General features: G+C 35.4%; 16 protein-coding genes. 8 read left to right on the forward strand and 8 right to left on the reverse strand.

Annotation, left to right across the window (positions count from 1 at the left end):
* Positions 1-376: 376 nt before the first annotated feature.
* Positions 377-592: a hypothetical protein gene (locus ACZ5AE_RS15525; RefSeq protein ID WP_464565285.1), complete on the reverse strand. Its 216-nt coding sequence runs from the start codon at positions 590-592 to the stop codon at positions 377-379.
* Between the two features lie 319 nt (positions 593-911).
* On the opposite strand from ACZ5AE_RS15525, the gene ACZ5AE_RS15530 reads away from it, so the two are divergent.
* Positions 912-1,979 carry an NADH:flavin oxidoreductase gene (locus ACZ5AE_RS15530; RefSeq protein WP_464573641.1) on the forward strand — a complete coding sequence of 356 codons (1,068 nt, stop codon included), beginning with the start codon at positions 912-914 and terminating at the stop codon, positions 1,977-1,979.
* A 183-nt stretch (positions 1,980-2,162) separates the two neighbouring features.
* Here ACZ5AE_RS15530 and ACZ5AE_RS15535 read toward each other — a convergent pair whose 3' ends face one another.
* Genes ACZ5AE_RS15535 through ACZ5AE_RS15545 form a run of 3 tightly spaced genes read right to left on the reverse strand, consistent with a single transcriptional unit; the run spans position 2,163 to position 5,817 of the window.
* Entirely contained in the window at positions 2,163-3,278 is a 1,116-nt protein-coding gene (locus ACZ5AE_RS15535; RefSeq protein WP_464565287.1) for a Ger(x)C family spore germination protein, read from the reverse strand.
* 3 nt (positions 3,279-3,281) lie between these two features.
* The gene (locus tag ACZ5AE_RS15540) at positions 3,282-4,751 is read right to left on the reverse strand and encodes a spore germination protein (RefSeq protein WP_464565289.1); all 1,470 of its coding nucleotides are present in this window, start codon (positions 4,749-4,751) and stop codon (positions 3,282-3,284) included.
* The gene (locus ACZ5AE_RS15545; RefSeq protein WP_464565291.1) at positions 4,711-5,817 is read right to left on the reverse strand and encodes a GerAB/ArcD/ProY family transporter; all 1,107 of its coding nucleotides are present in this window, start codon (positions 5,815-5,817) and stop codon (positions 4,711-4,713) included. The genes ACZ5AE_RS15540 and ACZ5AE_RS15545 overlap by 41 nt, the downstream gene beginning before the upstream one ends.
* A gap of 800 nt (positions 5,818-6,617) precedes the next feature.
* Here ACZ5AE_RS15545 and ACZ5AE_RS15550 point away from each other — a divergent pair.
* Entirely contained in the window at positions 6,618-6,842 is a 225-nt protein-coding gene (locus ACZ5AE_RS15550) for a hypothetical protein (RefSeq protein WP_464565293.1), read from the forward strand.
* Between the two features lie 254 nt (positions 6,843-7,096).
* Here ACZ5AE_RS15550 and ACZ5AE_RS15555 read toward each other — a convergent pair whose 3' ends face one another.
* Complete coding sequence (locus ACZ5AE_RS15555) at positions 7,097-7,252, reverse strand: DUF1540 domain-containing protein (RefSeq protein WP_464565295.1); 156 nt, start codon at positions 7,250-7,252, stop codon at positions 7,097-7,099.
* A gap of 274 nt (positions 7,253-7,526) precedes the next feature.
* Here ACZ5AE_RS15555 and ACZ5AE_RS15560 point away from each other — a divergent pair, with 274 nt between their 5' ends.
* Together ACZ5AE_RS15560 and ACZ5AE_RS15565 are read left to right on the forward strand one after the other, a co-directional pair.
* Positions 7,527-7,664 carry an anti-repressor SinI family protein gene (locus ACZ5AE_RS15560; RefSeq protein WP_464565297.1) on the forward strand — a complete coding sequence of 46 codons (138 nt, stop codon included), beginning with the start codon at positions 7,527-7,529 and terminating at the stop codon, positions 7,662-7,664.
* A 261-nt stretch (positions 7,665-7,925) separates the two neighbouring features.
* On the forward strand, positions 7,926-8,060 hold the full coding sequence (locus ACZ5AE_RS15565; protein WP_464565299.1) for an anti-repressor SinI family protein: 135 nt from the start codon (positions 7,926-7,928) through the stop codon (positions 8,058-8,060).
* 108 nt (positions 8,061-8,168) lie between these two features.
* On the opposite strand, the gene ACZ5AE_RS15570 is transcribed toward ACZ5AE_RS15565, so the two are convergent.
* Positions 8,169-8,600, reverse strand: coding sequence for a MerR family transcriptional regulator (locus ACZ5AE_RS15570; RefSeq protein WP_464565301.1), 432 nt, complete (start codon positions 8,598-8,600; stop codon positions 8,169-8,171).
* A 188-nt stretch (positions 8,601-8,788) separates the two neighbouring features.
* On the opposite strand from ACZ5AE_RS15570, the gene ACZ5AE_RS15575 reads away from it, so the two are divergent.
* Together ACZ5AE_RS15575 and ACZ5AE_RS15580 are read left to right on the forward strand one after the other, a co-directional pair.
* Positions 8,789-8,959: an SPW repeat protein gene (locus ACZ5AE_RS15575; RefSeq protein WP_464565302.1), complete on the forward strand. Its 171-nt coding sequence runs from the start codon at positions 8,789-8,791 to the stop codon at positions 8,957-8,959.
* Between the two features lie 140 nt (positions 8,960-9,099).
* Positions 9,100-9,294, forward strand: a complete 195-nt coding sequence (locus ACZ5AE_RS15580; RefSeq protein ID WP_464565304.1) for a hypothetical protein — start codon at positions 9,100-9,102, stop codon at positions 9,292-9,294.
* A 529-nt stretch (positions 9,295-9,823) separates the two neighbouring features.
* Here the strand turns inward: ACZ5AE_RS15580 and ACZ5AE_RS15585 are convergent.
* Both ACZ5AE_RS15585 and ACZ5AE_RS15590 read right to left on the reverse strand, forming a co-directional pair.
* Entirely contained in the window at positions 9,824-10,726 is a 903-nt protein-coding gene (locus ACZ5AE_RS15585; protein WP_464573642.1) for an NAD(P)/FAD-dependent oxidoreductase, read from the reverse strand.
* Between the two features lie 385 nt (positions 10,727-11,111).
* On the reverse strand, positions 11,112-11,681 hold the full coding sequence (locus ACZ5AE_RS15590) for a dihydrofolate reductase family protein (protein ID WP_464565306.1): 570 nt from the start codon (positions 11,679-11,681) through the stop codon (positions 11,112-11,114).
* A gap of 256 nt (positions 11,682-11,937) precedes the next feature.
* Between ACZ5AE_RS15590 and ACZ5AE_RS15595 the strand changes: the two genes are divergently transcribed.
* Positions 11,938-12,093: a hypothetical protein gene (locus ACZ5AE_RS15595; protein WP_464565308.1), complete on the forward strand. Its 156-nt coding sequence runs from the start codon at positions 11,938-11,940 to the stop codon at positions 12,091-12,093.
* Positions 12,094-12,662: 569 nt separating this feature from the next.
* Complete coding sequence (locus ACZ5AE_RS15600) at positions 12,663-12,989, forward strand: hypothetical protein (RefSeq protein WP_464565310.1); 327 nt, start codon at positions 12,663-12,665, stop codon at positions 12,987-12,989.
* The last annotated feature ends 236 nt before the right edge of the window (positions 12,990-13,225 follow it).

The following is a 13,225-nucleotide window of genomic DNA, read 5'->3' on the forward strand; positions in this document are numbered from 1 at the left end:
GCAAAAAAAGAGTGGCTCATATTGGGCCACTCTTCTTCTTGTTGAAAAAATATCTTCATTCTAACAAATTAAAATAAATGTCTTAAAGCTTTTACTTTTTCATTGATTGAATATATTTCTGTGTTAGTAACCCAGCATTAAAAACTGAAAAAATCATAACCATGTAAAATAAAAATTTAGGAATATGGAATTCTCCCTGAACAGTAAACTCAGTATAATTAAAGGAATTATAGATAAAACAAAATGCAACTAAAATTGACAAGATAAATTGACCTTTTAAAGATTTTATCATCGTCCCCCTCCAAACCTGATCAATTCTTGAATTCTACACGGTTTACTCACTGCAAGTATAGGATATTTTCTCCGTATAAACACCTTAGCTTTGGATTAAATTCCTTTGCAATTTTTCTTGACCATTTTTTATATCCATTACAACTAAACGCAGCTTATCCTGACCCTCTTTTAGTGCACGGATTTCTACTTCTAAACCTCTATGTCCTGATACTAAACCTGCTTGACCTGCTTCTAAGTTGTCCAGACGGCCATTCATTTTTTGTAGTTCGTTGAGGATTAATTTAACGCTCTCTTCCATTAAAAACTCCCCCTAGTATCCTTAATTGTTGTAAATACCGAACGTATTTTCTTGTTTCATTATAGCCTCTGCTAAGGCCCTTGTCACTTATTAATAAAAACGTTCCTTCGTCTGCGTTTCCTCAAATAATTAACATGTCATGTTATAGCAAATATTACCGAAATATAGAAAAAAATAAGACTTTTAAGTTTATATTTATATAGAGAAATTGTTAGAATAAAGGAAGCATGATTAAACACATAAATGGAAGGAAGTGCCCGCCTTGGAACAAAAATATGCAGGTCATACTTTGTTACAATCTGTACCGTTTGGAAATGAAATGTTAGAGAGCCGATTAGCGATGGCCCCAATGACAAGAATGTTTTCTCCAGAAGGTGTACCTGGGGAAAATGTTGCGCAATATTACCGCAAACGTGCGGAGAATGGAATCGGTCTTATCATTACTGAAGGAACAGCGATCAACCACCCCGCTGCAGTCATGAGCGCCGATATTCCCCGTTTTTATGGTGAGGAAGCCTTAAATGGCTGGGCAAATGTTGTGAATGAAGTCCACCAAGCAGGCGGCAAAATCATTCCACAATTATGGCATGTAGGTGCAGCAAGAAGAGCAGGCAGCGAACCAAATGTTGACGCCCCTCCTGTCAGTCCGTCTGGATACACTTTAAAAGGCCAGAGAAATGAGAAAATAAAGGCGTTAACGAAAGAAGAAGTCACTGACATGATTAATGCATACGCTGAAGCCGCAGCAAATGCGAAGCGCATCGGATTTGACGGCATTGAATTGCATGGAGCGCATGGCTACTTAATTGATCAATTTTTTTGGGAACTAACGAACAAGCGTACAGATGAGTATGGCGGGGATATAGGCGAGCGATCAAAGTTTGCGGCAGATGTTGTTCGTGCTTGCCGGAAAGCAGTCGGGCCTGATTTTCCAATTGTCCTGCGTTTTTCACAATGGAAAGGAACCGATTATCACGCTAAATTGGCTAATAACTCTACTGAGCTTGAACAATTGCTTACCCCTTTGGTTGAAGCTGGCGTCGATATTTTCCACTGCTCTACAAGACGAATCTGGGAACCTGAATTTAGAGATGAAGATCCGTCATTAGGCCTAGCCGGGTGGACGAAACGAATTACTAAAAAGCCAACGATTGCGGTCGGTTCTGTCGGAATTAACCGCGCTTATTTGAGCAATCAGGATAATGATAATGTAACAATTATAGACAATCTTAAAATTATCGATGAAAAAATCAAAGCTGGCGAATTTGACTATGTAGCGATTGGCCGTGCCGTGTTAGCGGATCCAGAATGGGCAGTTAAACTCAAAAATGGCAGCCTGGATCAAGTCGTGCATTATACCAAGGAATCAGAGAAGCAACTGATTTAATTACAGACAAGACCCGTCCGTTTTTTCAGTCTGCAGCTGACAACTTTCAAACTATGGTTAAGCCCTTCTTTAATAGAAGGGCTATCATTGTGGCCTTGTTCACCTAAAACCCCCTAGTTTTAAGTGCATTATTTTACAGTATTCTTCTTTATCACTCCTGTCTTATTATTATTCAAACAAGTGTTATCGCTTATAATTTATAGTTTCATCAATATTTATCTTTACTTTTATAACCTTAACTAAATCTTTCTTAAAATTGTTGATTGTATTTTTATCCCACGTTTTGTTTTGATATCGATATGGTTTCTCACTTATATTTAAAAGGTCTGCATTTATTTCATCACCTTTATTCAAAGTTTTTACAATTTGATTTTTTATTACTTGTGATAATTCTTTTTCGATTTTTTTTACCCCAATATTTTCTTCATTATGAACGATTACTGCATGGGTTTTTACGCTTAATTGATAGGACAGATTTCTCCCGCTAACCACTTTAATGGACCCTTTAGGATTCTTGATTATTACACTGACACTTTCCTTAAATAATGAGAGTGGGATGTCTGTAGCATCTTTAGAAAACCACTTTAATCCAACAAGGTCTTGTTTATTTGCCCAACCTTTGTATTTTTGCTGAGCAATAACATATCCGCCTGTAAGAGTAACAATATTCATCGGTCTTTTATTTTTTAGAAATTTCCCTTTCTTTATTTCAATAGAGGGGATGATATAGCTGCCAACCGCTTGATAGTATCTGGAGATGAACCGATTATATTTTTCAATCGGCATGAAAAAATTATTTCGATTTAAGGGTCCTGGGCGATGCAGGATTGTAAATAATGATGGAAGATTGAAGAATCCCTCTCCTGATAAAATTTCTTTCATATCTTCGCTTGTCCCATAAAGCCAACAGTTGTATCTGAGAAAAGGATTATGCCCCATAAATTCAATGACTGACGGCAATTTTTTCTCTAACACATTTTTACTTAAGATAATGGTATTCACATGACCATAGTAAAGCGGCATAGCTGCATTTTTCTCTAATTGACTTAGTGCAGCCTGGATGCTTTTTCCCTTTGCTTGTCCGATTAGAATGGTGGCGGATTGCTCCAGACCTGCACTGCTCTCTTGTTTAGACGTATTGGTGAAATTGACGGCTTGGGTATACAAAATATACTCTCCTTTAGAATAATCGAGTCCCAAAGCCGTAATATACGTTTCATATTGAACTTCTTTCACAGCGGAACAACCAGCAAGGGCTAACAGCAAGCAACTTCCAAAAAGAAATAATTTTGTTCTCATACATTACTCCTTTTGACTATCAGGGTCAATTGGACGATACGCTTGATTTCTCTTCTTTCGTAATCGGGATGGCAGCATAAAAATGTTTTTGATAATATCCATTTTATGGGGTTGGGATAAAAAGGAAACATAGGGTTGGCCGAGACTTTCCAAAGAAACCACTAATGTTGTGATGAGAAAGAAAGAAATAAAGAAGCCAAACAATCCTAGAAATGCTGAAAATAATAAGACAATAAACCGGAGAATCGCGATATTGCCTGCCAAATTTTGATTAATCAGTGTATATCCTGAGAGAACCGTAATAGCAATAATCACTAACATCGTAGGTGACGTTAATCCTGCCCGAATCGCTGCGTCTCCGATAATTAAACCGCCCAAAACAGCCACAGTTTGACCAACCGCTTTTGGAAGCCTTAAGCCCCCCTCTTTAAATAATTCAAAAGAAAATAACATAATAAAGGCTTCTGCGGCCGCGGGTAAAGGGAGCCCAAGACGCGAAACGGTAATCGTAGCTAAAAGGGAATAAGGAATTTGATCAAGCTGAAAAGTAACTAACGCAATGTAAAACCCTGGTAAATAAACGGTGGCAAACATGGCAGCTAGTCTTAGGATTCGAACTAAACTAGTATAGAAAAAGCTTTCATGGACGTCTTCAGGCGAGTATAGAATTTGATTAAAATTTGTCGGGCCAATTAAGCAAGTTGGATTTCCTTCGACTAGAACGACGAATCTTCCTTGATTCAAAGATTGGGCCGCAAAGTCTGGTCTCCCAATATAGTCGATAAGGGGAAAAATAGAAAATAGATTGTCATATAGATGCTCCTCAATTTCGTAACTGCTCACGACGATATCAATTTTGATGGATTCTAATCGTTTTTTTACGTTTTCGAGAATGGCGGGGTTCATAATGTCTTCGATATAAAGCAAGATTAATTTCGTTCTGCTTCTTTCCCCAACCGTATATTCTATGCTTTTTAAGGAGGAGGTCTTTAACCTCTGGCGAATTAACGCCAAATTATCCGATATGTTTTCAACAAATCCATCTCTTGGCCCCCTTACAGAAGGCTCTAAGTTTGATTCTTCCGGGCTCCTCTTTGGAATGCCAGATGCAGGGATAAAAAAAAGATCGTTTAATTCATAACTAAAAAGGATTAATTCGCCTGAAAACAGCTTCTGTTCTACTTCACTTTTTACGTTTTTTCTATCTTTAAGACGGCTTACTTCGATCAGATTTCTTAACTGATCAATATTTAAGGAATCTTCCTTTTCCACTACTGAATGAATGCTTGGAAAAACGACTTCGTTTATATATTTCATATCCACTAAATTGGAACAATACAAAAATTCCAAAGAAACAGCAATTGCTTTTTCTTTATAAGTTCTTTTCATAATGACAATATCGGAAGAGCTTTCGAACCAGCTTTTCAATTGGTTAATGTAAAGGACTTTCCTTGTTGTTTGACGCTCGCTCATGGCTTCTCACCTTTATTTTCATAAATAGTAATAGGAACATCATGATAAAAATTTGAAAGAAAAGGTTAATGGGAAAGTAATACCTTTTCATAAAGTAAATAAATGAGGTGGAATCCCAAGGAATACATGCTGCCACGATTAATAGGATGTAAAGGATTGTAAGTACCCACCATTTTTCATTTTTATATGTAAAAACTTTTCCGGCTATAAATAGTGATAAACTGATTCGGATATAGGCACCAGAGAGCCACTGGAAAATAGAAAAAAAATCAAGGCGAGTTACATGTTGGCCAAATGTAAGCAATTTCCATTCCTCGTAAGCTGGATTCCTCATTTTCCCCGCTTCTACTGAACCAAATTCGGCAATTGCCGCTGCTAAAGGGCCAAAGGACAATCCAACAAGAAACAATCCCATTAATATAAGCCACTTCAGCTTTAGTTTACCTTTAAGATTTTGGGTTAAAAAGAGAATAAGGAAAATCTCAAAAAAACCCTCACAGGCATAGGCTATACCTTGAAAAAAGCCTTTATAGCCTTCCTCAAATAAAGGAAATAATTGCTCATAATTTTTATTCGGCGTATTGCCTATTCCCACTAAAAGTCCAAAAAGTATCACAAAAGGGAGTAACAGAAAGGCCATTGTTGCAATCGTCCGCAGCCCTTTAACTGATGCATAATAGCAAACGAGCGAAAACAGGAATATCACGACATAATTAGGAAAATCAAGTGTGTAGTTGTCTTTTGCCCAATAAACTGTAAATTTTAGAGTCATAAAGGCAGTTAATAAAAAGTAACTACAAAACAGGATGGAAAGAATTACAAAAACCCATTTGTTAAAAGAACTCTTAAGATAGGAGATCAAATCATGATTGTTTAGTTTTTTATAAATATAAAAAACTAAAAGTATCCAAATTGTGACTGGGATGGCACTAAAGATAACACTTAACCAAGAGTCTCTCTTAGCAATAGATAATAATGCAGAAAGATTGAGAACATGCACTACGAAACCTGTTGACATAATCAGTATTATATAAATATGAACAGCATGAATAACCTTTTGGTTCATCAAATCCACCTATGGTAATTTTTCATTAGTGTAACCATTGATATAAAAGTTATGTACTTACTTCTATTTGGGCATTATAACAAATGCTTTAAAGCCCCATTTAACAAAGCAATTTCGGTCAATCCCGTGAAAAATGAGATTGGAAAGTAAATAAGGTATTTTGAAAAGTATTTGGCCAGAAAGTGATAGTAAAATCATGATTGTGGAAAGTAATAGTAACCATTTGAAAAGTAAACGCACCAAATCGGAAAGTTTATCCAATTAAATGGTAATCACTCCAAAGAGGTAATTGAAAAGTTCCTTTTTTGGGGTGGTTTAGTCGCTCGTAATGGGGGTTCGCGAGTAAAATCTCTATTTGGGCGAGAAAAGGCCAAAAGTTGGCATTAAATCCTAATTTTCCGCGAGTAAAACCACAAACAAAGCGAGTAAATTTAAAAAGGTATTATTATGTTACCTAAGCCAGGCTCGCCGCCTGGCTTTTTGAGATGATTTCCCGCTAAAAAATAAGTTCGGAAAGTAAATCAGGTATTATGGTAAGTATTTGGCCAGAAAGTGTAAGTAAAATCATGATTGTGGAAAGTAATAGTACCCATTTCGAAAGTAAACGCACCAAATTGGAAAGTATATCCAAATAAATGGTAATCACTCCAAAGAGGTAATTGAAAAGTCAATTGTGACAGGGAAGAAAATTAAAAAACAATCCGAAAAAGCTAAAGTAGTCACAATAAATAATATCGGCACCTTTGGTAAATACTTTAAGAAGTTTTAATTAAATGCGATCTTCAAAAGGAGCGGAAATAATGGAAAATATAGCTGAAAATATCCATATAGGAGAATTAATAGCTGTTTCCAAGGTTTTTCTATTAAATCCTTATCAAATGGTAACATTACTAGAAAATGGTGAAATGGAAGTATTCGAAAATAAGGAAGCTTTTTTTGAAAAATATGGGGAAAAGGAAACATATGACGAATTGTCAGATTGGTGTGAGTTAAATAATGGAAAAATCTTCACTAAAATAAAATAGGATGGAAAAGGAATTGAACTTCGCAATAGCCATCAATAACCATTGATGTACACAATTGTTCTCACTTAGATAAACTGATATGCAGCTCAACAAATAACAGATTGAATCATCCCCTCCTCCAACTTCTTCTATTTGGTTCCAACAATAGATAAGCTAAGAAAAATTAATATATCGTTATCATGAATGAAATTGATAATTATTATCAATAATATTATTATAAAAGGGATAACCTCAGCCAAGGCTATCCCAAAACATCAGATTTGTGGAACGAATGTCTTACAATCGGTTTCTTCACTATTAGTTGCCTGCTTGCCTTTATGACTGACTACATAAATAGCATCTGCATTACATTGGTTTCCATCGCCCCAATAAGTACAATTGTTTACCTCACATAGTACATCTTTAGCCAAAGTATCACACCTCCTTTACATTTATTATTAACTATTAGGAGATATTGATACTTTTTTTCTATTATTCATCTTCCCTCTTTCTTCACTTCTATAAACAAATAGGGATTCCTGTTTTATTTAAAATCGCCCACATTTGTATTATAAGATTATTACGTATTTTTCATTTATCTTTCATTTACTTTGATACCTCAAAAAAAGCTGTTATATTTCGAAAATTATATTAAAGGTAGTTTTTCTATGCATTCTCTTATTTACAATAAATGGAGGGATAACGATGAAAAAAAGCGAGGCTGATCTCCCTAAAGACTGGATTGAGTTAGTAAAGGAAGCTATGAAATCTAATATTACGAAAGAAGATTTTAAGATTTTTTTAGAAAAAGAAAAAGAAAAAAGAAAGCAACTTAAACCTTAGTAGAGTTTGTCGTTCACTTAACCTGGCGTTATTACATTAAAGGACCTTTTGGAACCAGCGCCGTTTTTCTCTATCTCATTATGTAACTATTGTACATTTATCGGATTTAATATTAAAGTGCTGTCGAAATTTTTGGAATTTTTTCCATACTTTACATACGTCTTTTGTATTAATATTTTCTTATGAGACTTTAAAGCTTTAATCAGCTAAAAAACCCACAGTATCCGATTTAACTAATTCTAAAATTTTTTAGGAGGTTTTATGGAAATCACGCTATCTACTGAAGAAGTAATAGATCATGAATGGGTAGACCTCATCTTAGAAGCTATAAATTTAGGGATTACGGTAGACGAAATTAGACATTTTCTAAAGATTTCTCCATTGACCTGTAAATAAGGTCTTTTTTTTGCCTTCATCGCACAATATTGGTATAATGAGGGATTTATCAGCATATTGCCTTTTATAGGCTGATTGTAATATTCCCCAAGAGGCCATACGTTAGTGTTATTCATTATTCTTCAGTTCAATCAACGCACGTGCACGTTCCCTTAGAGTTACTAGCTCTGTTTGAACACTATGTATTTTCCTAATCTTTTGTTCAATTATCTCAAGTTCACCATCAAGGATTTTAATGATTTCGGTCAATTTTACTTTTTGCTCATGTGGATCAGATACCTTTTTATATTCTTCTTTGTGGCTTTCTAACATTTCCGTGAGTAATAGGAATTCCTGTAGTTCTTGTAACGTAAACCCTAGTACTTCTTTGGCAACTGTAATTCGCTTTAAGAATTTAATATGCTGCTGTTTGTAAAGCCTTGTTCCTCCCCCGCTGCGTTCTGGGGAAGGTAAAATACCCAACTCTTCATAATACCTAATGGTTCGTTTACTTAAACCTGTTTGATTTGCTACTTCATCTATTTTCAGAAACTCATCCATAAAAACTGACCTCCTGATATATTAAACAATATTATAAATAAATATTACGTTTACGTCCAATTAATTTAACTGAATTTTCCATATTCACAGTTAATTAAAAGTGATTCCCCGTGAATATTTATTTTTAAAAGTCATATATATTTTAATGACATTGACGTCAACGTCAGATCTTCATGGAGGTGTTGATTGTGTGGCAACTTTGGCTTACAGGTTTAATTGGTATCTGGCTCATCATATCTCCTTGGGTGTACGGTTTCTCCAGTGATGCAGGGGCAATGTGGAATAGTGTCATTTTTGGTATCATCGTCTTCATTCTTGCTATTTGGGTAGGTACGAGTCAGAAAAACAGTAAATCCTAGTGAAAGTTTAATCCGACCACAACAACAGGGGGAATAACCGGAATTCCCCTTCTGTTGTGTAAAAATGTCTACAAAGGATACATGGAAATGGTGTAGTGATAGTAATTAGTGAATTTCAATTGATCAGAGGAGCGGGCGTTATGGATTTCACAATCCGCAAGATATGTACAAAGATCATTACAGGTGCGCCAAGTGATGTGGAGGAACAGGTTAATGAGTTCTTGAGTAAACTCGACCTATTGAATTACGTGGATGTTAAAGTGGCAAATTCGGACAATGGAACAATTTCCGTAGTTATAGTGTACAAGGAAGTGCGAAAACTTAATCATACTTAGTTCTAACTGTATCGCGGAAGGTTAGTTCGTATGTAAGTCTATATTCGCTTTTTCGAAACCTAAGAATATAAATATTGACCAAATAATGTCTACAAATTGGACTGCCAAAAACAGTTTCCATAAAGGAATTGATATATCAGCTTTTTTTAAGGCTAAACTAACTGAATAGTGTCCGATAAACATGGAAATCCCCCAAATATCTTAGTTTATATAATTCTAACCACCTAATGTATATTCTTCATATAAGAAAAAAGTCCTTTGGTCAAATATCCAAAATGCTGCTGATGTTATGACACATAATTATTGGATCGATTAGAGTGCTAGAAATAGAAGGGATCTAAAAGAGCAATGTTAATATAAATGGGAAATGTGCAGACCATCAGGTTTTAGCCATCATAAATCCTCAAGAATAAAAATTAATCCACTCCAATGGAATGGAGTGGATTTCTCTTTTTCTTATTAAAAAATATTTATTATAAAACACAAATCATCTAATTGAACTTTCCTTTTCGCGCTGTAAGCGCATGATCTAATGAAAATCCTCTTCAGTTAAGTCCGTATTCACACCAATGGCGGATCTGCTGCCTTGGGCCGCGGCAATAATCACTTGTGAAGGAGCAATTACGGATGAATCACCTGCCGCATAAACACCTTCAATATTTGTCCTGCCGAACTCGTCTGTTATAATTCCACCAAGCTGGTTTATTTCACATCCTAAAGATTTTCCAAAAAGTGAAGCCTGAATCCATTCGGGTGTCACAAATCCACCTTCCCTTTGAACTGCTTCACCATCCTCAAAAATGACAGCTTCTAAAAATCCATTTACCCCAACGAGTGTTTTGATCGTTTGTTCAATTACCTTTATTCCTTTTCTTTGAAGCAAATCTTTTTGCTCGGAAGTTAAAACCTGGTGTCCATTGGTACAAACGATTAAGTCTTTGCTCCAATTATAAACAATTTTAGCCATATGATAAGCAGATGGGAATTCTGATATCACGATCAGCGGACGGTCTTTCAACTCCCATCCATCACAATACGGACAATTAAAAAGACTTTTTCCGTAATAATCCATTAGGTTTTCCACGGACGGATGGATTTCCTTGAGACCAGTTGCTAATATAACTTTCTTCGCTTTAATACATTTCCCGTCTTCTGTCACGAGTTCAAAAAACCTTCCCTTTTTTTCAACGTTCGTAATTTTTTTATTTCTGACCGTTACAGAAGGATATTTGGCTATGTCTTGGTGAGCAATTTCTCTAAATTCCATTGGATTAATTCCATCTCTAGTTATAAAGCCATGCGACTCGTGAGTCACCGCGTTTCTTGGTGAATTATGATCGAATAAGGCCACGTTCCTTCTTGCCCTGCCTAATACAAGTGCAGCATTTAAACCTGCTGGTCCCCCGCCTACAATTACACAATCAAACATAATATACACTCCTTTCATTATGTGGAAGTTTGATTATTGTCTGCCTTTATCCTACTCTTACATTGTACTCAGCTTGAAGATGATAAAAACTGCACTCTTTTTGTGGAATACCGCAGAATTTCGAGGAACCTCCGCAGGAATATTTTTTATACTGTATCAGCTTTTGCAGATGGAATGGGTTCCTCCATTCGCTGAACTAAGCTGAAACAGACCAGCTAGAAAAATCATAATGAATTCATTACTTCTCACCTAAATAATAAGGCTAGAATCTTTGATACAACAAGAATTCTAGCCTAATAACTTTACCCCTCCTACATATTTCCTCACCAATATTACCTTTACATTGCAGTGATATATGTCCAATTGGTAAAAAATAGCTTCTTTATGATTAATCCCTATTTAAATGATAGATTAGTTGCACAACACCAGAGGAGAAAGTTCTGGTATTCACCAGTTTTAAATTTAATCTCTGTTTTATATCAACAAACAATGGTTTTCCTTCTCCCAAAATAACAGGATGAACTGATAATCTAAATTCATCAACTAGACCTAAGTTCATAAAGGTTGTAATAAGGCTTGCACCGCCATATAACCAGATGTCTTTGCCAGGCTTATTCTTTAATTTATTAACTTCCTCCAGAATATGATCGTTGATGAAAATGGCATTATTACCAGTCCCTTTTTGCGTTCTTGAAAACACGTATTTTTCTTTGCTATGTACTAATTCCCATATTTCTTTATCGGAATCAGAATCTTCAACACCTGGAGTATATTGGCCCCATAAATCGTAGCTTTTTCTTCCATACAGAATCGTATCAATTTGATGCAGGAAATCAATAAATCCCATATCAGAATCCATGATGCACCAGTCAATTTCTCCATTTTTCCCTTCTATGAAACCATCTAACGTAACGGCTAAATCTAAAAGTATTATTCTCGATCTTACGGTATTGGACATCAATCTTACTCCCTTTAAAATGGCATTTGCATTCTCACTATAAATTTATCATCATTGTCTGTTTTGATATTAACAGATATTGGAATTAAGTGAAAAGTACTTTAGCTAAACCGGCCTTTGTCCTCCAACGGCCTGAGCCTGATCATTTAATTCTATTGTAATGAAGGTAATGAAAACTTAAAACAACGATGACAAGCATTGCAGAATAGAAATAGTAAAACAAGAAATCAACTTTTAATTGAAGGAGGTTTTTATTGTGAGTATTTTAGCGAAAATCAACTGTAAATTAAAAGGACACGATTATGAAGAAACAAATCAGAGGCCCGATGGATGGGGATATATTGCGACATGGTTCGTATGTAATCGATGTGGTCATGAAAAAGTAGAAACACAGCGAGAAGATGAAGTTTAATGCTGGTGTTCAAGTAACGATAACTAATCATGCCATTTTCCGATATGTTTTTTTAAAATAGTTTTGAATAGTTGAGGAGGATTTTGGGATGCCCGATCCTCTTTAAATCCCCCGTTTGTTAAGTACATGAATTCCACTATTTGAGAGCCACATTAATTTCTCACTGCGTATTCTCATTCGTTAAATAAGAAACTTAGTTTGCAGATACTCTTAGCCCTAGTTTATTCCACTAACCAATGGTTTCATCCAATTCTAAGGTTGACAAACTTGTCATTTTCCTCAATGATGAAATGCCTATACTTTCTGTACTCCTTACGGTTAGGGACAGGCATAAATTCCAATAAACCAGCGTATTAATATTTACCATCCTCAAAGTACAGTAACTATCCAAATTCATCTTTCGTAAGCCGGATATTTAAACCTAAATTCCGCTTTCAAGCCCATGAGTAGTAACTAATGTTAACACTTAGACATGGAGGAGAGCGGCAACTCGTCTGGACCCTTCTCATTTTTATTTTCGAACACCCAGGTATCTTACGGATCAAAGAAAATGAAAGAAGGTTGGGGTTATGAAGAGTAAAATTCATCGATGTAATTGTAGGAATACTTGGACAGTACAAAACAGGAAGCGTTCTATTATAGCAAATACAATGCTTCTTAATGGAAAATGGTATGTAGAATTGAAACCTGAAAGGAAATCAAATCCCAAAGGATTTGTAGTGACAGATAGAAGTGAAGATATCATTATTAATCCACCTGAACAGTTAATGGAAAGTTTTGAAAAAGTAAAAAGGCTAGTATATGACAAAGAAAATGTATTTTTTAATGTGCATACAGGAGAATATCTATATTTCGCAGACGATGGCGCTTGTTACATTCTTCAGTTCAAAAAGTAAATTGTTTCCATATCCTCTTACAGCATAAATACCTATTCCACTATCCTCTCGTTGGGACACAAAAAAACAGGATCACTGCTGCCATCCCTCCTTTAAATAAAATACCATTATTCTTTATTATTTTTTTCAACAGATTCTGACTTGTACAATGTCCTTTTTGGAGGTACCAGCAGAATATACATAAAGTAATTCACTTCTCAAGATTATTCTCTAGGTGATATTGATAAATCCAGTGG

Source organism: Neobacillus sp. S1227, assembly GCF_055385255.1.

Bases quoted from the DNA above. Each gene is read 5' to 3' on its own strand.
- ACZ5AE_RS15525 (WP_464565285.1), bottom strand. From the start codon at position 592: ATGGAAGAGAGCGTTAAATTAATCCTCAACGAACTACAAAAAATGAAT.
- ACZ5AE_RS15530 (WP_464573641.1), top strand. From the start codon at position 912: ATGTTAGAGAGCCGATTAGCGATGGCCCCAATGACAAGAATGTTTTCT.
- ACZ5AE_RS15535 (WP_464565287.1), bottom strand. From the start codon at position 3,278: ATGAGAACAAAATTATTTCTTTTTGGAAGTTGCTTGCTGTTAGCCCTT.
- ACZ5AE_RS15540 (WP_464565289.1), bottom strand. From the start codon at position 4,751: ATGAGCGAGCGTCAAACAACAAGGAAAGTCCTTTACATTAACCAATTG.
- ACZ5AE_RS15545 (WP_464565291.1), bottom strand. From the start codon at position 5,817: ATGAACCAAAAGGTTATTCATGCTGTTCATATTTATATAATACTGATT.
- ACZ5AE_RS15550 (WP_464565293.1), top strand. From the start codon at position 6,618: ATGGAAAATATAGCTGAAAATATCCATATAGGAGAATTAATAGCTGTT.
- ACZ5AE_RS15560 (WP_464565297.1), top strand. From the start codon at position 7,527: ATGAAAAAAAGCGAGGCTGATCTCCCTAAAGACTGGATTGAGTTAGTA.
- ACZ5AE_RS15565 (WP_464565299.1), top strand. From the start codon at position 7,926: ATGGAAATCACGCTATCTACTGAAGAAGTAATAGATCATGAATGGGTA.
- ACZ5AE_RS15570 (WP_464565301.1), bottom strand. From the start codon at position 8,600: ATGGATGAGTTTCTGAAAATAGATGAAGTAGCAAATCAAACAGGTTTA.
- ACZ5AE_RS15580 (WP_464565304.1), top strand. From the start codon at position 9,100: ATGGATTTCACAATCCGCAAGATATGTACAAAGATCATTACAGGTGCG.
- ACZ5AE_RS15590 (WP_464565306.1), bottom strand. From the start codon at position 11,681: ATGTCCAATACCGTAAGATCGAGAATAATACTTTTAGATTTAGCCGTT.
- ACZ5AE_RS15600 (WP_464565310.1), top strand. From the start codon at position 12,663: ATGAAGAGTAAAATTCATCGATGTAATTGTAGGAATACTTGGACAGTA.